This window comes from Bacillus sp. NTK034, assembly GCF_017303275.1.
Classification (GTDB): Bacteria; Bacillota; Bacilli; order Bacillales; family Cytobacillaceae; genus Cytobacillus.
In genome coordinates this window covers 40999-62813 of sequence record NZ_JAFKOJ010000016.1, presented here as the reverse complement: position 1 = coordinate 62813, position 21815 = coordinate 40999, and the positions used below count along the sequence as shown (strand labels likewise).

19 protein-coding genes and 3 pseudogenes are annotated in these 21815 nt (G+C 40.6%); 18 read left to right on the top strand and 4 right to left on the bottom strand.

Annotated features, from left to right (window positions below; genetic code table 11):
* Positions 1–270: 270 nt before the first annotated feature.
* Positions 271–900, top strand: a complete 630-nt coding sequence (locus tag JI665_RS26870) for a TetR/AcrR family transcriptional regulator (RefSeq protein WP_206845815.1) — start codon at positions 271–273, stop codon at positions 898–900.
* Positions 901–923: 23 nt separating this feature from the next.
* The gene (locus tag JI665_RS28785; RefSeq protein ID WP_244671336.1) at positions 924–1097 is read left to right on the top strand and encodes a DUF2197 domain-containing protein; all 174 of its coding nucleotides are present in this window, start codon (positions 924–926) and stop codon (positions 1095–1097) included.
* A 331-nt stretch (positions 1098–1428) separates the two neighbouring features.
* Here the strand turns inward: JI665_RS28785 and JI665_RS26865 are convergent, their stop codons facing one another.
* Positions 1429–2271, bottom strand: a complete 843-nt coding sequence (locus JI665_RS26865) for an alpha/beta fold hydrolase (RefSeq protein WP_206845811.1) — start codon at positions 2269–2271, stop codon at positions 1429–1431.
* Between the two features lie 398 nt (positions 2272–2669).
* Positions 2670–3623, bottom strand: a complete 954-nt coding sequence (locus JI665_RS26860) for an arsenic resistance protein (RefSeq protein ID WP_206845808.1) — start codon at positions 3621–3623, stop codon at positions 2670–2672.
* 182 nt (positions 3624–3805) lie between these two features.
* On the opposite strand from JI665_RS26860, the pseudogene JI665_RS29075 reads away from it, so the two are divergent.
* Positions 3806–4334, top strand: a pseudogene (locus JI665_RS29075) (CueP family metal-binding protein).
* 94 nt (positions 4335–4428) lie between these two features.
* Here JI665_RS29075 and JI665_RS26850 read toward each other — a convergent pair.
* Positions 4429–4878, bottom strand: coding sequence for a DUF305 domain-containing protein (locus JI665_RS26850; RefSeq protein WP_206845804.1), 450 nt, complete (start codon positions 4876–4878; stop codon positions 4429–4431).
* A 300-nt stretch (positions 4879–5178) separates the two neighbouring features.
* Here JI665_RS26850 and JI665_RS26845 point away from each other — a divergent pair, with 300 nt between their 5' ends.
* The 15 genes and pseudogenes from JI665_RS26845 (at position 5179) to JI665_RS26775 (ending at position 19936) form a co-directional block, all read left to right on the top strand.
* A complete protein-coding gene (locus tag JI665_RS26845) occupies positions 5179–5343 on the top strand; it encodes a hypothetical protein (RefSeq protein WP_206845801.1) in 165 nt (54 codons plus the stop codon).
* A gap of 302 nt (positions 5344–5645) precedes the next feature.
* Complete coding sequence (locus JI665_RS26840) at positions 5646–6083, top strand: NUDIX hydrolase (RefSeq protein ID WP_206845827.1); 438 nt, start codon at positions 5646–5648, stop codon at positions 6081–6083.
* Between the two features lie 153 nt (positions 6084–6236).
* Positions 6237–7706: an MFS transporter gene (locus tag JI665_RS26835; RefSeq protein WP_414635285.1), complete on the top strand. Its 1470-nt coding sequence runs from the start codon at positions 6237–6239 to the stop codon at positions 7704–7706.
* A gap of 300 nt (positions 7707–8006) precedes the next feature.
* Entirely contained in the window at positions 8007–8630 is a 624-nt protein-coding gene (locus tag JI665_RS26830; protein WP_206845799.1) for a class I SAM-dependent methyltransferase, read from the top strand.
* Between the two features lie 162 nt (positions 8631–8792).
* Positions 8793–9227 carry a GNAT family N-acetyltransferase gene (locus JI665_RS26825; RefSeq protein WP_206845824.1) on the top strand — a complete coding sequence of 145 codons (435 nt, stop codon included), beginning with the start codon at positions 8793–8795 and terminating at the stop codon, positions 9225–9227.
* 119 nt (positions 9228–9346) lie between these two features.
* On the top strand, positions 9347–9829 hold the full coding sequence (locus JI665_RS26820) for a DUF402 domain-containing protein (RefSeq protein ID WP_206845798.1): 483 nt from the start codon (positions 9347–9349) through the stop codon (positions 9827–9829).
* Positions 9830–10096: 267 nt separating this feature from the next.
* Positions 10097–13029 (top strand): annotated as a pseudogene (gene fdhF, locus JI665_RS26815) (formate dehydrogenase subunit alpha).
* Positions 13029–13508 (top strand): DUF1641 domain-containing protein, encoded by a 480-nt coding sequence (locus JI665_RS26810; RefSeq protein ID WP_206845796.1) that lies wholly within the window; start codon positions 13029–13031, stop codon positions 13506–13508. Before fdhF ends, JI665_RS26810 begins: the two are co-directional and overlap by 1 nt.
* 68 nt (positions 13509–13576) lie before the next feature.
* Positions 13577–14002 carry a phosphate-starvation-inducible protein PsiE gene (locus JI665_RS26805; RefSeq protein WP_206845794.1) on the top strand — a complete coding sequence of 142 codons (426 nt, stop codon included), beginning with the start codon at positions 13577–13579 and terminating at the stop codon, positions 14000–14002.
* A pseudogene (locus JI665_RS26800) lies at positions 14002–14139 on the top strand (Na-translocating system protein MpsC family protein); the annotation flags it as partial. The gene JI665_RS26805 and the pseudogene JI665_RS26800, both read left to right, overlap by 1 nt.
* A 77-nt stretch (positions 14140–14216) precedes the next feature.
* Positions 14217–14648 carry an SRPBCC domain-containing protein gene (locus JI665_RS26795; RefSeq protein WP_206845792.1) on the top strand — a complete coding sequence of 144 codons (432 nt, stop codon included), beginning with the start codon at positions 14217–14219 and terminating at the stop codon, positions 14646–14648.
* 1 nt (position 14649) lies between these two features.
* Complete coding sequence (locus tag JI665_RS26790) at positions 14650–14976, top strand: ArsR/SmtB family transcription factor (protein WP_206845791.1); 327 nt, start codon at positions 14650–14652, stop codon at positions 14974–14976.
* 156 nt (positions 14977–15132) lie between these two features.
* Positions 15133–15612 (top strand): SRPBCC family protein, encoded by a 480-nt coding sequence (locus JI665_RS26785; protein ID WP_206845790.1) that lies wholly within the window; start codon positions 15133–15135, stop codon positions 15610–15612.
* A gap of 404 nt (positions 15613–16016) precedes the next feature.
* Entirely contained in the window at positions 16017–18353 is a 2337-nt protein-coding gene (gene helD / locus JI665_RS26780) for an RNA polymerase recycling motor HelD (RefSeq protein ID WP_206845788.1), read from the top strand.
* 62 nt (positions 18354–18415) lie between these two features.
* Positions 18416–19936 carry a DHA2 family efflux MFS transporter permease subunit gene (locus tag JI665_RS26775; RefSeq protein WP_206845786.1) on the top strand — a complete coding sequence of 507 codons (1521 nt, stop codon included), beginning with the start codon at positions 18416–18418 and terminating at the stop codon, positions 19934–19936.
* A gap of 61 nt (positions 19937–19997) precedes the next feature.
* Here JI665_RS26775 and JI665_RS26770 read toward each other — a convergent pair whose 3' ends face one another.
* Entirely contained in the window at positions 19998–21773 is a 1776-nt protein-coding gene (locus JI665_RS26770) for a dihydroorotate dehydrogenase (RefSeq protein ID WP_206845784.1), read from the bottom strand.
* Positions 21774–21815 lie beyond the last annotated feature (42 nt).

Here is a 21815-nt window from a genome sequence, read left to right as displayed (position 1 = left end):
GAATCTACTCTTTTCAATTTAGAAATATATATCCATGGGGGATGAAATCCTGCGAATAAGCGAGCATTCGTGAGTAAACCGTATTAAACTGAGGGAGTTGAAGATCGATGTTTAACTTGTGTTCAACAATCGGGACATTATGGAGTAAGGTATTATTGAATTAATGGTGGAGGATAGCTGCATAAAGGTATTCATAAACCATTTAGATAAACTTCAACTAATTGGTTTTTTTGTTTGAATTTTTTTGTACGGATGTACTAAAATAAGGACATGAGTAAAAAAAACAAACCAACTAACCAAAAAGAAATGTCATTCATCGAAAAAGCCCGTAGAGCTCAAATTGTGGAATGTGCGATTGAAACAATCGCAGAAGTAGGTTATGCTCAAGCCTCTATAGGACAAATTGCAAAGCGTGCAAATATCAGTAAGGGGGTTATTTCTTATCACTTTGCAAATAAAGAGGAATTATTGGAGCAAATACCTATCGAATACTATTTGGCGTGGCAAGCCTATATTGCTCCAAGAATAGAAGCTCAAAAATCTCCTAAAGAAATGCTTCGGGTGTATATTGAATCCAACCTTACATTTATAGATGAAAATCGTCAGCATGTTTTCGCTGTTATAGAAACGGTTTCTAATATGAGAACTGCTGATGGTAAACTTCATTTTGCAGCAGACCATGATGAAGCTATTTTACTTCCAATTGAAAATATTCTTACCCTAGGGATGCAAGAAGGAGTATTCAGAGAATTTACCAGATCATCAGCAAGGGTGATGGCGTTAACAATAAGAAGTGCCATTGACGGGTTCACCCTTGAATTAACGAGAAAGCCTCATTTAGATGTTCAGGAATATACTAGAGAATTGGTTACAATCTTCGATAGATCAACTAAAAAGTAAATGTGTCACTTAGGAGGCTGATTATGATTTACTATGAGGTACTCTGTTATAGTTGTAAAAGGATATTCAGAGTATACGAAGGTTCACTAAATTATAAACAATTTAAGGAAAATAAGGCTAAGTTTTTTTGTTGCGAGGATTGTAGTCATAAGATACGTATGGATGCAATTAAAAATTTCTTTAGATACTTAAACTAACAGGACAGGTGCTTTAGTTCAATAAGATATAATAATTAATATCTTCAACAATGGGGCGCTATCTGAGTCTTTCTTTATGAAAAGAGCCATACTGATGGTTAGACGTTTGCCTTTTTTAGATAGAGCCTGATCTGAAATTCGTAATAAAATGCACTTAAAAACCTATGACTTCTTTAATAAAATGTTGATTGTGAAGTAAAAGCAGCCCAATTTCTCGTTAATAATACTGAGAAATTGGGCTTTGGAATTTCCTTATGTTACCTTAAATTAAACTAGTAAATGTAACTAAAACCAAGCCTTCTGGCAAGAAGGGGTACATTCTTTCGAATTTTTATCGCGAACTAAGCTTTACAACAGAATCTATTATCTGATTCCAGTCTTCACTATGAATCTCATGCCCTGTTCCATCAAGTGTCACTAATTCAGAATGAGGGATGGCTTTTTTAAGAGCAAGCCCGTGCTCGTATGGGAGGGCCGGGTCTTCTGTGCCATGAATAATGAGCACCGGTACGCTGATTTCAACTGTTCTATCGAAATATGCGTCTCCGCCTTGCAGCATAGCATGATTAAATCTGCTCGGCAGATGTTTGGCGCGATCTGCTTCTCTTGCAGCAAGTTTATACATTCTTTCCTGCTCGAAAGGTTTGGAGCCGGCTAATGTTTTCCATCCGCCCGCGAGAAAAGAAATAGCAGCATCCCGATTCGACCAATCGATGGAAGCACTCTTCGCGTGGTAATCCAGTATGTTCTGATCCATTGGCGGCAGCTTTTCCATCTCAGTCCCAAACACACTTGATGCAATGAGTGTAAGCGACAGTACACGGTCAGGATATCTTAAGGCAAGAATCTGGCCAGTTAAGCCGCCCATGGACATTCCAACGATATGTGCCTGCTCTATATGATAAGCATCCAGTACACCGGCCGCATCGTCAGCCAAGTCTGTTATCGTATAATTGGAAGTCCCGGGTTCATAAGTGGTGGATCGTCCCAGATCCCGATGGTCGTACCGAATGACAAATCTTCCCTGATCAGCAAGACGGAGACAGAAATCCTCATCCCACCAGTCCAGTGAAGTCATTGCGCCCATGATCAAAAGGACTGCTGGATCCTTAGCATTTCCAAAGCTTTCTGTACATATATCCACTTTATTTATTTTCATTATCTGTTCACTCATATTTTACCTCCGTATTATCTTATTACCGTTCCTAATGTCGCAGATCAGATTCTTCCGGAGCATGTTTGGCCTGCCCCTGTTCATTATCTGTGCCGAATCCACTTGATAATCATGACGAGGCCTCCTTTTAAATCTTTTTTAGCAAGGGACTCATCCCTATATTTATTACCTTAACATATGTCTAAGCACTTAAAAGCTAAAATTCCCCTGTGTTTTTTTGGGATATGAAACGTTTCATGCTAATTTGCAGATTAGAGAAGGGGAAATATGAAGGGTGTGAATAACTAATATATTCGCATGCAGGTTAGATTAACAACTTTATTTTGTACTAATGGGCAAGTTAAATCTATCTAAAAAAGCACACATTTTTAAATAGAAGGGATGTGTGCTTTCGATTTTTATGTTCTTTTCTCTTTAGTAATAAATAATAAAATCTGGGTGATGACGGCCAGGATAGGCAATTCCAGCAGAGGGCCTACTACTAAGGTCAACGCAATCAAAGGCTGGTCTGGAAATGCAGTCATTGCAATGGCTAAAGCAATCGGGGAATTTCTGGCTAAAGTAGTCAAGCTTAAACTGGCTCTGTCGGAGTTCGGAAATCTCATAAGCTGTCCAGCTTTTTGACTGACAAAAAGATTAATCATAAAAAATAAAAGGACAGGTATGGTTATTTTCCACAGTAACTCTAAATGATTAAGCAATAATTGTCCCTGTGATGCAAACATTGCAGCAATGGCCAAGATTAGAAAAATAATTGGCAATACGCTAAGATTGGATACAAGGCTTTTTCTTAACTGATCCTTGTTTTTTAAGAGGATCTTGGTAAAAACAGCCAGAACTAACGGTATGATTAATGTAACCAGAAGACTTTCAACTAAAAAACCCAGTTCTATTACTCCTGTCGTTCCGCCAAAAATCAGGAGGTAAATAGGCAGCAATATGACCTGTAAGATTAAGTTTAGAGGCAGGATAGCAGTTGATAAGGCAACATTTCCTTTTGCTATGCCTGTAAAGATCAGGTACCAGTCAGTGCATGGTGTAACCATCAGCATAATAAATCCAATATATAGTGACGGATTATCGCCTAAAAATACCATTGCCAGCAGCCATGCCAGGATGGGTGTCCAGACAAAGTTTATCATGATTGAAGTGTATGTAAATTTTATGTTCTTAAAAGCTATCTTAATACCTCTAATAGGAATTTGTAAGAATGTAATATAAAGCATGGCTACTAATAATGGCACAATGATACTTTCTGCATTAGCCCTTATTAACTCTGCTTGCCCTATACTTATACCAATAATTACTGCTAAAAATATTATAAGAGTATATAATTTTTCGATTAAGTTCAATTTGACTCACAGCCTCTGAATATATCTATGCTTAGATAACTTTAGCATAGTTATTTTCGAATTGCTTATTTATGCAGCAGCTGCCGCAAATCATATCTCCATAATTTCTCCATATTTATTTGCTATTGTTTACTTTGGCAATAGTCATTAAGGCATGAAACTGAATAAGGAAGTGAAAAAAGATGAAGATAAAAATATTTCTGGCTGTCTTACTCATTTCAATTGTATTAGCTGGCTGTGGACAAGCCGATTCAAATGATGAGGCCGCTTTGAAGGCTGATAACATCAAAGATTTGGTGAATGATTATAGTATAGGAAACATTAAGAGCGAGTCTGCTTCGATTACTTCACAGCAGCTAGTGGTAAAAAAAAGCGGATGGTGAAGAATTAGTCTATGATCTGCCGAAAGAAGAATTTTTCGTTTCTATTGCACCTTATGTTAATGAAACCCATCCTTGAACGAATCATAGCTTGACAGGTTGTCAAGGTGAATTAGCTGATAAAGAGTTTGATGTATTTATTGAAGATAAGGAAGGCAATATAATTTTGAACGAAAAAGTAAAGTCCCAGGCTAATGGGTTTTTCGATCTATGGCTTCCAAGAGATGAAACATATCAAATAAGGATTCAGTATGATGGAAAAGCATCGGAATCAGAAATTTCAACTTTTGAGAAGGACGGTACTTGTATTACAACTATGCAATTGATTTAGTAACTCAATATACAAAAGCTCGGGTTTTTATAGCCCGAGCTTTTTGTACAGGTTTCAATTTTTGCAGCAGCATTTTCAACTACTTTTGATTTGGCTATTTTTCTTCAAGATCATTTATTAACTTCTTCATTTCAGCAATTTCCTTTTTTTGAGTTTCAATAATGGTGTCGGCAAGGCTACGGACTCTCGGGTCTGATATCTGAGCCCGTTCACTGGTTAAAATGGCAATGGAATGGTGGGGAATCATGGCTTCCATGTAGTCTGCATCATCCACAGCAGTTTGACTTCGCAATAAAAATAAGGCGGCAAAGAAAACGACAATGCTTCCAGCGGCAATTCCAATATTTAATTTGCGGTTTTTTAACATGCTGCGCATAAAAGCTAACATAATTATTGCCATCGTGGCACCCATTAAAAGAGCCATATAAGCCCTTGTTTCACTGAAGAAGACATGTTCCCATTTATACGTGCTGAAATATTTAAAGAGGAACATGACAATCGTGGAGACAATAACCATACCTGCAAATTTTACATAAGGTTTCATTCTATTTCACCTCTTCAAGAAAGTCTTTAAGCTGTGTGTGTGTTGACAGCAAGCAGGAGCAGGCATGCGGCCACCTACTAACTACTGGACAGTACGTATGAAATCATCCTGTCAAAATGGCGGGTTTATTATTTTCTACCACTCCTATATTGAAATAAACTGCATATAAAATGCACATTTAGCTTTCTGCAAAATGCAGGGAGTCTTGCTGCCATTTGGGAAGCTTTCTTTTTTCGGCCAAAGGCAGGATTGGGGAATTATGTTACTATTTAATTAAATACTAAACATTGGAGGAATAGGATGTTTTGGACCATAATCAACATTTTGATAGCTGTTTACATCATTTACAGCCTTTCATCCATTAAATATCAATTAAAGCTTATTTCTGAACACCTGAACGTTAATGGAAGAGAGATTGAAAAGGTGAGTAATGATGAGATTGAAAGGGAATTAAAAGATATTTAACAATCAATTGGAGAGAACATATGGAAATACTGTCCTGTTTCTTATTATTTTTTTATTGTAATTCTTTGGATTGCGAATTCAGACTTTTTATTTTCCCTATGGGGCATGATTATATGGATTATTTCGATTATATTGGGCTTTATTCTTTATAAACAAATAAGTAAGCCAAAATTGGTCAAAAAACTGGTATTGTACTCTAGCTTTTTTATGGTTTTTTTTAGTTCTGGCCACCATTTTTATTCATTTAGCTGTATCTTCTATGCGGTAAAGTTGTTACTTTTAGTGGAGAGGAAAAAGTGTTTATGCAAAATATTTTTACTCGTGTCCTGATAAAAGGTGGGGACCATCATATTTTAACAGTACAGGATAGAGGGGATCTGTGGAATTTGCCAGGGGGGAAACAAGAATTAGGAGAAACCCCTTTCGAGTGTGCAATACGGGAAGTAAAAGAGGAAATCGGATTAACTGTTCATGCACTTACTGAGGTACATCAGGAAGATTTCTATTTCAGCGATATCAAGTGGACGGGTTTCTTCTACTTTGCAGATTCTGTCAGCGGTGAACCTTGTATAAATGAATTAAATAAGATAAAGGGAATCCGATTTGTTAGTGATGCTGGGAAAGTGAACTTTCCGGATGAATTATCTGTTATATATGAAGAATTATTCAAAGACGATCTTATCTTAGGAAAAACTACTAATTGGGTTGACGTAAATTATACCGCTTTTATTCAAGATTAGCTGCCAAATAAGGCAGCTTTTTTGATTAACTAGTCGAAGGTATTGATAAAGGCTTTTCTGATAATTTCCAAAAATTGTATTGTTTTATAGATAAAAGACAGGGAAAAAACTATTAAGCAATTTATCTATTAAAAGATATTCAGGAGGGAAAATGTGAATAAGCAACCAAGAGACGTAGAGAAAAAAGATATTTCAGTAGTAGACAGCAGTGTCGCTAGAAAATCTATGATGGGTACATCTATCGGGAATGCGATGGAGTGGTTTGATTTTGGTATTTATTCCTTCTTAGCCGTTACAATTGGAAAAGTTTTTTTTCCGGAAATTGATCCATCCTTTCAGTTAATATATGCTTTTGCTACATTCGCGGTGGCTTTTATAGCACGGCCGCTAGGGGGTATATTCTTTGGTATGATGGGTGACCGTATTGGCCGGAAGAATGTTCTGGCACTCACCATGATTCTGATGTCTGCTGCTACCCTTAGTATTGGTTTAATACCCAGTTTCGCAGCAATTGGGATTACTGCACAGGTCTTATTGCTATTAGCCAGACTCGTTCAAGGTTTCTCAACTGGTGGTGAGTATGCGGGGGCTATGACCTACATTGCGGAAACCACTCCCGATAAAAAACGCAGCTTTATGGCAAGCGGTTTAGAGGTTGGAACACTGGTAGGATTTATAGCGGGTGCCGGCCTTGTAACCCTTCTGACATCTATTCTTGGAAGTGAGACGATGGTGGATTGGGGCTGGAGAATACCTTTCTTCATTGCTGCTCCACTTGGCATAATCGGCTTCTACTTCCGTAATCATTTGGATGAAACTCCAGCATTTGAAGCGATGAATCAAACTATAGAAGAAAGAAAAGAACATTCATCTTTAAGAGAGATTTTTGCTGAGCATTGGAAGGCGCTATTAATCTGTACAGCAATCGTTATATTTTACAATGTAATGAGTTACACCGTTCTCACCTATATGCCTTCATATATGTCAGAAGAACTTGGCTACAGTGAACAGAAGGGGTTATTGCTTCTTGTGCTTGTCATGATTGCGATGGTTCCAATGGTTTTGGCAATGGGCCATTTAAGTGATCGCTATGGCAGGAACCGAATATTAAAAGCAGGCTTATTGGGGGCGATTGTACTAAGCATACCTGCATTCATGCTGGTTCGTTCAGGCAATATTTATGCTGCATTTTTTGGATTGCTGATTCTTGGTGCGCTGCTGTCCACCTTGCAAGGGTCCCTGCCGGCTACTCTGCCATCTTTATTTTTCACGAAAGTGCGTTACGGTGCACTTGCCATCACATATAATACGGCGACATCACTTTTTGGAGGAACGACTCCGCTGCTTGTGGCATGGCTGGTGAGTGTAACAGATAATAAAATGGTACCGGCATTTTACCTGATGGGCATGTGTGCATTCGGAATTGTAGTTGTCACTCTATTTGTAAGAGAGACTGCAGGCAGGTCGCTTCGCGGCTCCGCTCCAGTCGTTGAACATCCGAGTGAGATAAAAGAAGTCCTAAAAAATCCGGAAAAAGCCTACTGGTGGCATGATGAGGCAAAGCCAACAGGAAAAGGCAGTCTGGATAAGGGGCTGTTGACCAGTTTACTGCAAAAATACTAATCATTAAAAGCTTACTTATAGCTATTAAATTAGCCGAATTGAGTAAGCTTTTTTCTTTTACCTATTATTCTTACTTTATAGCAGGCCAGGTTGTACCGTAATCATTGTTTATCAAATTTCAGCCTTATGGCAGCCAAGTTCAACAAGCATAAAAAAATACTGTAAAGTAATTACATTTACAAAAAAATGAATATGAATTATAGTTATTAAAGAGTCATTATGTCTGTAATTAAGAATATATGAGTGTTAACATCTTAGCCCTCTAATGAAAATTAAAATATAAAAGGAGATAGAGATATTATGGAATTCTGGGAATCGAGTTTTATAGAAAAACAAACGATGTGGGGGTTTGAGGCTGCAGATTCCGCTATCTTAACAAGGGACTTTTTCCTTGAAAAGAATGTTAAGGATATATTGCTGCCGGGTTTTGGATATGGAAGAAATGCGAAGGTTTTTATTGAAAATGGCATAAATGTGACAGGTATTGAGATTTCAAAAACAGCCATTGATCTGGCGAGGCAAAATGGGATTGACAGCGGAATTTTCCATGGCTCAGTAACTGACATGCCTTTTGATACACAACACTACTCTGGTGTATTCTCCCATGCTCTTATTCACTTATTGAATATGGCCGAGAGAGAGAAGTTCATTAAAGATTGCTATGATCAGTTAAAGCCAAATGGCTATATGATTTTTACAGCTGTTTCAAAAAAAGCACCCATGTTTGGCAAGGGCAAACAATTGGATAAAGACTATTTTGAGATCATGGAAGGTGTGAAAATGTTTTTTTATGATTCTCACTCCATAAAACAAGAATTTGGACAATACGGCCTGATAGGGATTTCAGAAATTGACGAGCCAAATAAGGATATGAAAAATAAACCATCAATAAACTTCTTCATGATAAAATGCAAGAAAAAATAGTGCCAGCTGCCATCACGGCAGCTTATTTTTTAGATTCATTTTTGGTTTAATGATAAAATTTTTAACTGTACAAACACTTGTTCTTATCTTACTATTGAACTGAGGGGGAGAATAAATGAAAAAACAAATTATTTGGAATTAAAACATTTTACTAATGATCATATGGATATCTTGAATTCTTTTGAGCTTACTAAAGAGCAGGTTCAATTCACTTCACTGCCAAGCAATTATAAAGAAGCATCAGAAGGCCAGCATCGGATCGTTTTCCTTTGTGATGGAGAACCAGTAGGCTTCTTTTTATTGCATTCAACTGAAAGAGTAAAGGAGTATTCGGACAATCCGCAGGCGATGCTGCTAACATCATTATCCATTAACCAGGCTAAGCAAGGACGAGGATATGCAAAGCAGGCTATGTTATTATTAAGAAAATTTGCTGCTGACGAATTCCCTGACTGTAATGAAATCGTGTTAGCTGTTAATCATAAAAACATAGCTGCTCAAAAACTGTATGAGAAAGTTGGATTTGAGGATACAGGACGCAGAAAAATAGGGCCAATTGGAGAACAGTACATAATGAATTTAATTTTTGCTGACTAGTTCATATTTGACAAAGGGAGGTTTCAGCAATATTAAATGTAAGAACTCATCAATTTTATGGGGCTGAAGTAATAGAAAGAAAAATACGGTACGATTCCCAGGTCGTGGAATATAATTGTATGCTGCTGACAGCACAAAATCAGAGTGCGGTGCTTTTTCATATTATTGAAGACACTTTTACAATGATAGCTCATCAAGCTCGATTAACCATACCGAAAGGCAGTTATACGATTGCTTATTACTGGGAAGATCGCCCATATAATTTATATTTCTGGAGAGATCATAAAGGAAATTATTTAGGCTCTTACTTTAACATTGTAAGAAATACAGTGATAGGCGATGGAATGGTATCTTTTGAAGATTTAATAATCGATATTTTGGTGCTTCCGAATGGAGAATATTTTATTTTAGACGAGGATGAATTGCCTGAGTCATTGGAGAAATTTGAGAATGGTTCGGTCCAGCAGGCTTTAAACTTATTAATAAAATCTATTCATAATGTTCATCTTCAAACTATTTCAGAATCTGAAGGCATTTATGCACACGATAAATTTATTCTTTTGTTGGAGAAGTTTGTGAATAAGCATACGGAAAATACTTAATCCCAGAAATAAGAGGGGATTTAAGGCCAATAATTTGATATTGATATTAAATATAAAAAGCACTATAATGACAGTATAAAAGTTCATGGAAGTTACGTAATGTATAATTGCCTGACTCTATGTCTTTTCTTAAATGTATAATGGTGAGATGGATAACTAGTAGGATAACCTGCTTAGAGATTAGCCCGCCATAAAATAGTTTGTGTATATTCATGCACAAAACTATTTTATGGCGGGCTTTTTATTTTGGGAAAAGGGGAGTTTACATTGTCAGAAACAGTCAGAGTAAAGATTAATGGGGAGGTACGCGAGGCGGAAAAGGGGACTCGTATCCTCGATTATCTTTTGCAGCAAGGGATAGAGCACCCGCATATCTGCTATTCAGAGGTATTAGGCCCAATACAGACTTGTGACACGATGGGGAAATGAGGAGAGCCTGTTCTACGCAAATGGAGGAAGGAATGGATATCCTGACTTCCTCAGAACGGGCCAAAACGGCACAATCAGAGGCAATGGACCGCATCCTTGAGAATCACTTGCTTTATTGTACGGTTTGCGACAATAACAATGGGAATTGCCGTGTTCATAATACCGCTGAATTTTTAGAAGTGGAACATCAAACCCGTCCATTCCGGGAAAAAGGATACGAAGTGGATATGTCACATCCTTTTTATCGATATGATCCCAATCAGTGTATTCTTTGCGGGCGCTGTGTGGAAGTATGCCAGGATTTACAGGTTAATGAAACACTGACGATTGATTGGGAGCGGAAAATGCCGCGTGTCATTTGGGATAAAGATTCATCCATCAATGAATCTTCCTGCGTATCCTGCGGACAGTGTGCAACGGTTTGTCCATGTAACGCGCTAATGGAAAAATCAATGCTTGGGGAAGCTGGTCTTATGACCGCTATTCCAAATGATTTATTAAACCCAATGGTAGATCTGATTAAAGAAGTCGAACCCGACTATAAGACCATCTTTGCCTTGTCAGAAGTAGAGGCTGCCATGCGGGATACCCGCACAAAGAAAACCAAAACCGTTTGTACGTTTTGCGGAGTGGGGTGTTCATTTGAAGTATGGACAAAGGGCCGTGAAATCTTAAAGATCGAGCCGACTGAAAATGGGCCTGTTAACAGTGTTTCTACCTGTGTTAAAGGAAAGTTTGGGTGGGATTTTATCAATAGTGAGCAGCGTCTTACAACCCCTTTAATCCGAAAGGGGGATGAGTTTGTTCCTGCCTCCTGGGATGAAGCCCTGACATTGATTGCAGAAAAATTGGGCTCGATCAAGCAAATGTATGGAGGGCGTGGTCTAGGATTTGTCAGTTCTTCCAAAACAACGAATGAAGACGCTTATCTTATGCAAAAATTAGCCCGGCAGGTGTTTGAATCAAACAATATTGACAATTGTTCACGATATTGCCAGTCACCTGCAACCGATGGGCTGCTTGCGACAGTTGGACATGGAGGCGACTCCGGCACGATTAAAGATATTGTGAGTGCAGGGCTTGTGATCATTATTGGTGCAAACCCAACTGAAGGCCACCCAGTGCTTGCGACAAGGGTGAAGCGTGCAAAGAAATTATATGGCCAGAAGCTGATTGTGTCAGATCTTCGAAAACATGAAATGGCTAAGCGATCTGATCTGTATCTGCATCCAAAACAGGGAACGGATTATGTATGGATAACAGCTGTTGCCAAATATATCATCGATCAAGGCTGGCATGATGAAACCTTTATTGAAAAACGTGTAAATCAATACAGTGAGTATCTGTCACTCCTTGAAAAATACACCCTTGAATATGCAGAGGAAGTAACGGGGCTTTCAAAAGAACATCTTATCAAAACGGCCAGAATGATACATGAAGCAGATGGAACATGCGTGTTATGGGGAATGGGGGTAACCCAAAATGTAGCAGGTTCTCATACATCCGCTGCGATCGCGAATCTTCTGCTTGTAACAGGGAACTTTGGCCGTCCTGGTGCAGGGGCATATCCTCTTAGGGGGCATAATAATGTACAGGGATCCTGTGATATGGGGACTCTGCCGCAATGGCTTCCAGGGAATCAGCGTCTGGCAGATGATTTGGCCAGGGCGAAGTTTGAACAGGCATATGGCGTCAGAATTTCCGAAATGCCTGGCCTAACCAATATTGAAATGTTAGAAGCAGTGGAGAAGGGCGATTTAAAAGCTATGTATCTAATGGGAGAGGATATGGCATGGGTCGATTCAAACTCCAACCATGTGCATGATACTCTCAGTAAACTGGAATTCTTTGTTGTCCAGGATGTGTTTCTTACCAAAACGGCCCAATTTGCAGATGTCGTCTTGCCGGCAGCTCCATCACTAGAGAAAGACGGAACATTTACCAATACAGAGCGGCGCATTCAGCGGCTCTATCGTGCGCTGGAACCATTGGGTGAATCTAAACCCGATTGGTGGATTATTCAGCAAATCGCCCAATACATGGGAGCTGATTGGAATTACGGACATCCGAGCGAAATAATGGATGAAATTGCAGGCTTATCTCCGATTTTTGAAGGGGTATCGTATGAACGGCTTGAGGGATGGAACAGCTTAATATGGCCGGTACAAAAAGATGGAACCGATGAGCCCCTCCTTTATACGGAACGGTTTAACTTTCCAGATGGAAAAGCCCGCCTTTCCCTAGTGGAATTTGTTCCGCCTATTGAATTTTCGCTGGAATACGATCTGACATTGAATAATGGACGGCTACTAGAACATTTCCATGAAGGAAACATGACCAATAAATCCAAGGGGCTTCAGTATAAACTGCCTGAGGTATTCGTGGAAGTTTCCCCGGATCTGGCACGTGAACGAGGTGTTAAGGACGGGTCGCTTGTACGTCTTGTGTCCCCGTATGGAGCAATAAAGCTTCGTACGATCATAACCGATCGGGTACAGGGGAAAGAACTGTATGTCCCTATGCATTCAGTCAGTCATGAAAATGCGATCAATCTATTAACTGGAAGTGTCGGTGATGTTCGGACACAGACACCAGCCTATAAGCAGACAAAAGTAAAAATGGAAATATTAAAGGCAAAAGGCAGTACGCCGCTTCCGTTATATAATCCCCGTTATGCAAAACGAAATCCGCAGCTCGGTGTACAGGTGGAACGAAAATGGGCACGAGAAGATTATGAGCCCATTGCAGGCCTGACAGGAGGGACTAAGTAATGGCGAAACCGATATACAAAGTCGCTGAACCAATATTAAATGAAAAAGATATGCAAGGCCAGGCTCTTGAAAAAATGCTGAGAGACTTAACGCAAAATGCGGATGGCATACAGGAAGCAATAAAACTGCTCCAAGAGCTTCATGAGAGTGGAATCCTGGAAGCCGTTACTAGTTTAGTTGAAGCAAAGGAAAAAATCGCTAAGATTGCGGTTGGGCAAATGCTGCGGCCGCCTGTCACCAACGCCATTAATAATGGAATGGCTGCAGCAGGACTGTTGACGGAGCTAAATCCTGAAACGACGAAAATATTGATGGAAGGCTTATCTAAAGGTCTTCAAAAAGCAGAAGAAGGACTTCAGCAGAATCAAAAAGTAGGTCTATTTGATTTAATAAAACTTGTGAAGGATCCTGATGTGAACCGTGCCATGGGATTCGGCATCAACTTTTTGAAAGGGCTTGGAGAGGGAATGAAGGAATAGACCTCCGTGACTCCACTGTCTAAATTAAATTAAAAATAAAATAGGATTAGTAACGATGGAGGGGAACAATGGCTGTATTAGATCGATTGAATAAAGGGACCTGGTTAATAAAATTTTATCAGATAATGTTAAATTCATCGTTGAGTATTCTAAGCTGTGCCCTCATTTTTTTTCTTTTTAGGGAACTTTACCATATTGTAAATGATGCATTTATTGGAAATTATAATGTACATGATATTCTTGGAAAGGTTTTAGTTTTTTTCCTGTATTTCGGATTTATCTCGATGATTGTCGAATATTTTAAGGAAAATTATCATTTTCCATTAAGGAATCTTCTTTATATAGGAATTACAGCAACCATCCGTTTTATCATTGTGAATAATGATCATCCAATTCAAAATCTGTGGTTATCTTTAGTAGTGTTGGTCCTTATGATTAGTTATTTTTTACCAGGTAAGAGGTTGGTTTTAATCGGCGAAAGAGGAGAATCGTAATGACAATTGAACATCAATTCAATATGCTGGTTCGGGAAATACGTAAAGAATGTGTTGGAAATGGACCGAGAGAAATTACCACCCGGTTTGCAGGTCCCTGGGCGATTAGTGAGATGAAAGGGAATCTGACTACCCTAATGTGCAATGCTTCGGTTGCACATTGGCGGCGATATGTGCTACACTTTGGTTGCACTTGTTAAAAGGAGGAGTACTAATGGATAATGATCAAATTAATAGAGAGATTTTTATTAACGCACCTATCCAAGCAGTATGGGAGTTAATTAGCCAGCCTGCATGGTGGGTTGGTGATGCACCTGGTCCGGATAAGGTTCAGGTAGATGGATCAAGGGTTGTGGCGGACACGAAGTATGGGCAATTCCCTGTGTTGATTGAGCAATCAGAACCGCCAAACTATCTTGCATGCCGGTGGGCAAGTTCATTTCCAGGAGAGGAACCAAAAGAAGAGAACTCTACGCTCGTTGAGTTCAAATTGACATCAAAGGATGGGGGAACTGTACTTACAATAGTTGAAAGCGGCTTTTCTCGCCTGGCAGTATCCGAACAAGAGCGAAGAAAGTTCTTTAAAGGTAATGTCAATGGCTGGGCGATGCAAATGGAAGTACTGCGGAAGCGTGCGGAGCAATAAATTGGCCACTGCAGACAATGCTAATTTCGAAAATGTCTTAATCGCCTTAGCAGACCCCACACGTCGAGAGTTACTTGACCTAATCGCTTTAAGAGGACAAGCCACAGCAACAGCATTAGCAACTGCGGTAACAGTATCTCGTCAGGCAGTTGTTAAACATTTAACAATCTTAAAAGATGCTAAGCTTGTATCCAGCAATCGTGTTGGGAGGGAAGTGAGATATAAGGTGTGCCCACAGCAACTGTCTTTAACAGCTGAGTGGATGGAAAATCTAGCTGCGGATTGGGATAGAAAGTTAGATTGGATTAAGCGTATGGCAGAAGATTAATAAATATAAGTTAAATAACCGGTTTAAGACTGTCTTTGCGCTTCTAACATATCCATTTCAGCAATCAGATCATATTGCTGAAAAACACGATATGATGATTGTTTTTTTAGTGGTGAATAGAAAGACTTAAAGGAGTAGAAGAAGGAGGATGAAAAGATGAATGAAAATGGGACATTACATGGGTCAAAAGGTCGTTATGCTTTAAAATTTGAACGATTTTTTCCTCATAATCCAGAGGATGTTTTCCATGTCATTACGAATCCCGGTTACTTCTCCCAATGGTATCCTTTTGCAACAGGGGAGATGGATCTCAGACTGAATGGCAGCATTGCCTTCGATGATGGTGAGGGAATGACATATATGGCTACCATAACAGAGTTAGAAAGGCCATATTTATTTGGTTTCCATGAAGTTGATGATCTGATAAACATTTCATTGCAGGAAGAGGATAAAGGGTGTCGAATGATCTTTACCCATACTTTTAACGATGATTCATGGGCAGTTCATACCGCGGCAGGATGGCATAGGTGTCTGGATGTATTGGTCCAAATCGTCAATGGTAAACCAATTAAGTGGCACGACAACTCTGCTAAGCTGCGTAAAATCTATAGTGAAGCATTTAATATGGAATATTAAGAGAATATTTCTTTCCCATAGAAAAAATTCCATCCAAGCATTCTATCCTTCATGGTAACATGAAGGTTTTTTTGTCTAATTAAAGGGGAATTAACAGCCTTTTTCAATCCTTGCAGATTTCTTGTTTTATGGAGAATAAGGGGCCCGAACCCCTGACCTCAACGATAAAACGGGGAGGAATAAAAAGAGCCGTATTTAACATTGGAAACGTTAAACACGGCTCTGTGGAAATAGACAATCAAAGAATTAAGTAAATACCATTGAAAAAAATGAAGCCCTGTGGTAAATTTATATAGATGCGCATTATGTAATAAAAAATAAATATATTTTCCCTATCTTAATTATATAATGCAATCGTTTCGTTTGTCAACCCTTTTTATAAATTTTTTTAAGGAGTGTTTGCTATGAATTCGAAACTTCAGCAGGAGCAAAACCGATTGGACAGTGTAATGGGGACAATTGCGGAGGAAGTCAGCAGATTGGAAGAAGAAACCTCCAGGAGAAAAAACGAAGTGGTTCATATCCGCAAACACTTTTGGGATGAAGTTAAGGTGAATATTGATACCTTCGATGATTACCTGGAAACCATCATCGGGTTGAGGCAGGAGGCTCAGGCTCTTTCGGTCAGCCAAAGCACCCACAGACATGCATCCAAGCGCTTGTCCACGCTGCGCCGGATGGAGGAGGTTCCATACTTCGGCCGGATTGATTTTATGGAAGAAGGTTCATCGGATCAAGAACAAATCTATATTGGCATCAGCTCACTGAGGGATGACAGCGGCGAAAACTTCCTTATTTACGATTGGAGGGCGCCGATCTCGAGTGTCTACTACGATTACCAGCCCGGTCCGGCCAAGTATGAAACACCCGTCGGCACAATCCAGGGCACATTGGAGAAGAAGTGGCAATATCTTATCCGCGGCGGCGTTCTGCAGTCCATGTTCGATACAAGTCTCACCATTGGCGATGAGATCCTGCAGGAGGTTCTGGGAAAGGGTACTGATAAACATATGCACAATATAGTAGCTACCATTCAACAGGATCAAAACCGCATCATCCGTCATGATCGCGGAAGGCTGCTCATTGTTCACGGTGCGGCCGGCAGCGGCAAGACCTCGGCGGCCCTGCAGCGGATTGCTTATTTGCTGTACAAGGATCGGGATAATCTGAATGCGGAGCAAATTATTTTGTTCTCGCCAAATACAATGTTTAACAGTTATGTATCCAATGTGCTGCCGGAACTCGGTGAAGAGAATATGCAGCAGGTCACCTTCCAGGAATATTTGGACCATCGGCTGAGTAAAGAGTTCGAGGTTGAAAATCCATACGGGCAGCTGGAATACGTGTTAACTGCAGACCATACCCCTTCTTACAGGGCAAGGGTTGCGGGCATTCAATTCAAAGCATCTGCCCGCTTTTTTGAGGCAATCCACGCATACATGAAGTCGCTGGAGTTATCGGGAATGCTATTTAAGGACATAAATTTCAGAGGAAAGCCGATTGTCTCCGCGCAGCAAATGGGAGAGAGGTTTTATAGCAGCGACACGTCACTCCGCTTTCATAATAGGCTTGAAAAGCTAATGGATTGGCTCATTAAGAGAATCAATGAAGCTGAAAAGGGGGAACGGAATAAGCCGTGGGTACAGGAGGAGATCGAGCTGCTCAGCAATGAGGAATATCATCAGGCACATGCCTATCTCGCGAAAAAACGCGGCTTTAAAGAAGATTCGATTCATGATTATGAAATTGAGCCTGAAGCGTTAGCCCGCTTGATTGTCCGGAAAAAGCTGAAGCCGCTGCGAAAACGAATCCGGGCGTTGAGTTTTGTCGATTTTAAGGGATTATACAAACAGATTTTTGCTGATTCCCTGCAGATCAAACAATGGTCAGAGGTCGAGACACCAGTGGAATGGGCAGATATTTGCCAGGCGACGGTGGCAATGCTGGATGAAGGTCACCTGCTTTATGAAGATGCTACTCCGTTTTTATATTTGAAGGAGCAGATTCAAGGCTTTCAGACGAACAGTTCGATAAAACACATCGTCGTTGATGAGGCGCAGGATTACTCGCCTTTTCAATTTGAGTTTCTGAAGCGCCTGTTTCCTGCCGCAAAGATGACGGTACTCGGCGACTTTAATCAGGCGATATTTGCCCATGCCAGCGATATGGCTGATTTTCAACCGCTTATGGGCCTTTACGGACCGGATGAAACAGAAGTGATCAATATAGCAAGAAGCTACCGCTCCACAAAGCCGATCATTGAATTTACGCGAAGACTCGTTCCAAACGGCGAAAGGATCATCCCTTTTGACCGCAGCGGCAATCGGCCCGAGCTGAAGCAAATAGCAGGTCACGAGGAGCTGCAAAGCTGCATCGCGTCTAAAGTCGCGGATTTGCGAAGCCAAGGGTTTAAAAGTATTGCGATTATATGCAAATCGGCTGAAGAAAGTTTGCGTGCATATGAGGCCCTGTCCGGCATCGATGGAATTAAACTCTTGAAAAGCAACTCGACTGAATATGAACAAGGAGTGGTTGTCGTACCTTCGTATTTATCCAAGGGCATCGAATTTGATGCCGTCATCATTTATGATGCATCCGAGCATGTCTATGGTGATGAAAGCCTGCGCCGAGTATTCTACACCGCCTGCACAAGAGCTATGCATGATTTGCAGCTCTACAGCGCAGGGGAACCGAGCCCGTTTTTGCAAAACGTTTTGCGGGAAGGTTTCATCCAGGTCTGACCCGGCTGGGTGTATCCGATAAACAAATCTATCATTAACATAGAAAGAAGGATTGATTCAATATGTCGCAGGAAACCAATTCGGTTCAAAACAAACCGCCATATGGCATGATCGCCATTTTATTTATCGGGGCTTTTGTAGCGATATTGAATGAAACATTGCTGAACGTTGCCCTCCCATCCATTATGGAAGAATTCGATGTGAATGCAACTGCCGTACAATGGCTGTCTACAGGCTATATGCTTATTAACGGGATTTTAATACCGGCGAGTGCATTCTTTATTCAGCGATTCTCCGATAAGAAATTATTCATTACAGCCATGTCACTGTTTACTTTGGGAACATTCCTGGCCAGTATTTCGCCTGCATTTGGTGTGTTATTAGGGGCGCGGATGATTCAGGCTTCAGGATCAGCTATTATGATGCCATTATTAATGAATGTCATGCTTACCGCATTTCCGGTTGAAAAAAGAGGGGCAGCAATGGGGATGTTTGGTCTTGTCATGATCACAGCACCAGCGATTGGGCCGACTCTTTCCGGATGGCTGATTGAACATTACAGCTGGAGAATGTTATTTGACCTTGTTCTGCCAATTGCTCTCTTAACCGTCGCCTTTGCAGTCTTTAAATTAAAAGATATTACACCGCAGAGAGCGATTAAGCTTGATGTCATCTCATTGGTATTATCAAGCATCGGATTTGGCGGCTTGCTTTATGGCTTTAGTTCAGCAGGAGAAAAAGGATGGGATAGTCCTCTCGTGTACGGCACGATTGTGATTGGGGCACTGGCTTTAATTACCTTTGTACTCCGTCAGCTTCGGATGGATGATCCTATGCTTGAATTTCGCATCTACAAATATCCAATGTTTGCCCTGTCCTCGGCCATTTCAATCGTGATAGCTGTCGCCATGTTTTCAGCGATGATTTTGATGCCCATCTATGTACAGACCATCCGCGGAATTTCACCAATGGACTCGGGTCTATTAATGCTTCCGGGAGCAATTGTCATGGGAATCATGTCTCCCATTACAGGGAAACTCTTTGATAAGTATGGGGCGAGAGTTTTGGCGGTGATTGGGCTGACCATTACCGTTGTAACATCTTATTACTTCAGCAGAATCGGCATGAATACGGCCTATTCTACCCTTGTTCTGCTGTATACCTTTCGGATGTTCGGGATGTCAATGGTTATGATGCCTGTCATGACCAATGGATTGAATCAGCTGCCGGCGATAAATAATCCGCACGGAACCGCTATGAATAATACACTGCAGCAGGTATCCGGCGCCATTGGCTCCGCGCTGCTGATTACCGTCATGAACAACCGCACGAAAGAAAAAGCGGAGGAATTGGCTGCTGACACACTGGCCAATATGAGTGCCAGTGCAGCTCAGCCATCTGCACAGGCCGCAGCTGACATGCAGCAGCAAATCATGAATGAAGCGATGCTGCATGGCATTAATTTCACTTTCTTCATTTCTGCATTGATTGCGGTGATTGCACTCATCCTTGCTTTCTTTATTAAAAGAGTGAAACCCCATCATGAAAATCAAACAGGTGAAGAAGCGGCTGTTAAAGAGTGATCTATATGCTGAAAACCGGGTGGTATCCAGTTCTGATACCGCCCGGTTTTTTATTTAGCCACTATTTTTTTAATAAGAAAGGGGCGGTTGCGATAACTCCAATCACATATAAAAGCAATGCGAAGTAAGCAGGAAGCAGGTGGATGAAATCCGTATAGTTAATAAAAAAATGAGTTAAGATTCCGGCGGCAAATGATGGAATCGCCCCAATGGTGAAGGTCCACCACACCCATCTTTCCCCCTCGCGGATCCCCCATAAAGCCAGCATCAAGACCAGCAAGCCTACACTTAAAAGTGCGCTTCCAAATCCCGCACGGTCATGTGCGATCACAGGAATTAACCGATCGTTAAATTCGTTCAGAGCTTCAGGAGTCAGGCAAAGATAAGCAAGGTCCGTTGGTACAAATACATGTGAAGCTCCAATGACGGAAATGACCATCCCGCCAATAGCTAATGAAAACCCCAGTATCACAAAGCAAAGCTGGCCGAATAAGCTCAGCTTCCACTGCGCACTGTTACAAAGATTTGAACTGGAGGGAGATGCACTTGCTGTTCTTGATTTTGCATATCCCAATATAAACAAGGGCAGTAAAATAAGCCAGAACAGCCCATGTAACCAATCAAAATAACCGTAGCCAATAAACAGGACAATTCCCAGAAAGCCAATAGTTCCTGCTATATTTACTGCTTTTCTTGCCCAGTGGAGGCCATTTCTTATTCCATGCCTGGCAAGCTGCATATAGATGATTCCTCCTGAAATCATCGTTCCTGACAGTGTCATTCTGTCATGGGCCATAAAGTATAAAATGGCAGGGTTAAAATAAATAATGTCTTTCCTAAAGATCCCCAGAAATCTCTCATCATAGGGAAGGATCACCGAAGTCATGCTGAAAAACAGGGCAATGACCCCTGCAATGGCAATAGCCAAGCCAAACAGCCAGTACCAGCGCCATCCTTCCCCTTTAACAGGCTCCTTCTGGAATGTACTGGTATAGGCCTCATTTATCCTCTTTGGCAATCCGGGTCCAGTAAAAATGTACTCATCGCCTAACATAATTAAAGAAACTCCGCTTTCCAACAGTTTAATAGCATCTGAAGGCTCCTTAATACAGCCTGAAGTGATGATGGGGAAATCTTCGCTGTACAGCTTTCTGAGAGCTGCCAGCTTATGAACGAGTTCTTCCAGTGAATCATTGCCTGTAATAAGAATTCCGTCCGGGCTATAGTCCAGGCTGAGAGTATCATCCTGTGAAAAAGAAAGGATGATAGGTTTATTTAATTTGTATTTTAATTGATTAAATTGGCTCGCTGATTGTATAGTATGGCTGCCCAAAATAAATCCGTCACTAAAAGGCAGCAATTCTTCACAAATATGCATGGCTTCCTGATAAGTTCCTTCCACATTAATGAGGGAAGGGATTTTCTTTTTCTTTAGAGAAAGCAGCTGTTTCTTGGCAGCCGTTAACTCTACTGAAGCGTCCATTAATCTATGTATCTTTTCTTGTTTCGGGTCTGCATATAGTTCTTCTGCTGACCCTCGAATGGAAACGGGTCCGATTTCAGTAAATCCAAACCCCAGATTCTGAAAAGCCTTCATCCCGGTTAAGTGAGGATCAATCCTGCCGCTTAATCCAACTGGAGTGGAAAAATGAACACCAAATACATTTTTCGCAAGCTTGCTGGAGGGTTCCATATGACCAAGAAATTCGATTAATCCTTCCCCTATACGGCTGGATGAAATCATGCTCATTCCGCGATGGATAAACTCTCGGCTGAAGGAAGGCGGCAGCTTCTGAAGTATGGGCTTAAAAATAGGATGATACGACCAATCCGGCAAATAAACACCTCCCATTTTTATCTATTTTAGCATATAGGTTTG

Coding starts and splice junctions, on each gene's coding strand:
- JI665_RS26870 (WP_206845815.1), top strand. CDS start 271: ATGAGTAAAAAAAACAAACCAACTAACCAAAAAGAAATGTCATTCATC.
- JI665_RS28785 (WP_244671336.1), top strand. CDS start 924: ATGATTTACTATGAGGTACTCTGTTATAGTTGTAAAAGGATATTCAGA.
- JI665_RS26865 (WP_206845811.1), bottom strand. CDS start 2,271: ATGAGTGAACAGATAATGAAAATAAATAAAGTGGATATATGTACAGAA.
- JI665_RS26850 (WP_206845804.1), bottom strand. CDS start 4,878: ATGAAACCTTATGTAAAATTTGCAGGTATGGTTATTGTCTCCACGATT.
- JI665_RS26845 (WP_206845801.1), top strand. CDS start 5,179: ATGTTTTGGACCATAATCAACATTTTGATAGCTGTTTACATCATTTAC.
- JI665_RS26840 (WP_206845827.1), top strand. CDS start 5,646: ATGCAAAATATTTTTACTCGTGTCCTGATAAAAGGTGGGGACCATCAT.
- JI665_RS26830 (WP_206845799.1), top strand. CDS start 8,007: ATGGAATTCTGGGAATCGAGTTTTATAGAAAAACAAACGATGTGGGGG.
- JI665_RS26825 (WP_206845824.1), top strand. CDS start 8,793: ATGGATATCTTGAATTCTTTTGAGCTTACTAAAGAGCAGGTTCAATTC.
- JI665_RS26820 (WP_206845798.1), top strand. CDS start 9,347: ATGCTGCTGACAGCACAAAATCAGAGTGCGGTGCTTTTTCATATTATT.
- JI665_RS26810 (WP_206845796.1), top strand. CDS start 13,029: ATGGCGAAACCGATATACAAAGTCGCTGAACCAATATTAAATGAAAAA.
- JI665_RS26805 (WP_206845794.1), top strand. CDS start 13,577: ATGGCTGTATTAGATCGATTGAATAAAGGGACCTGGTTAATAAAATTT.
- JI665_RS26795 (WP_206845792.1), top strand. CDS start 14,217: ATGGATAATGATCAAATTAATAGAGAGATTTTTATTAACGCACCTATC.
- JI665_RS26785 (WP_206845790.1), top strand. CDS start 15,133: ATGAATGAAAATGGGACATTACATGGGTCAAAAGGTCGTTATGCTTTA.
- helD (WP_206845788.1), top strand. CDS start 16,017: ATGAATTCGAAACTTCAGCAGGAGCAAAACCGATTGGACAGTGTAATG.
- JI665_RS26775 (WP_206845786.1), top strand. CDS start 18,416: ATGTCGCAGGAAACCAATTCGGTTCAAAACAAACCGCCATATGGCATG.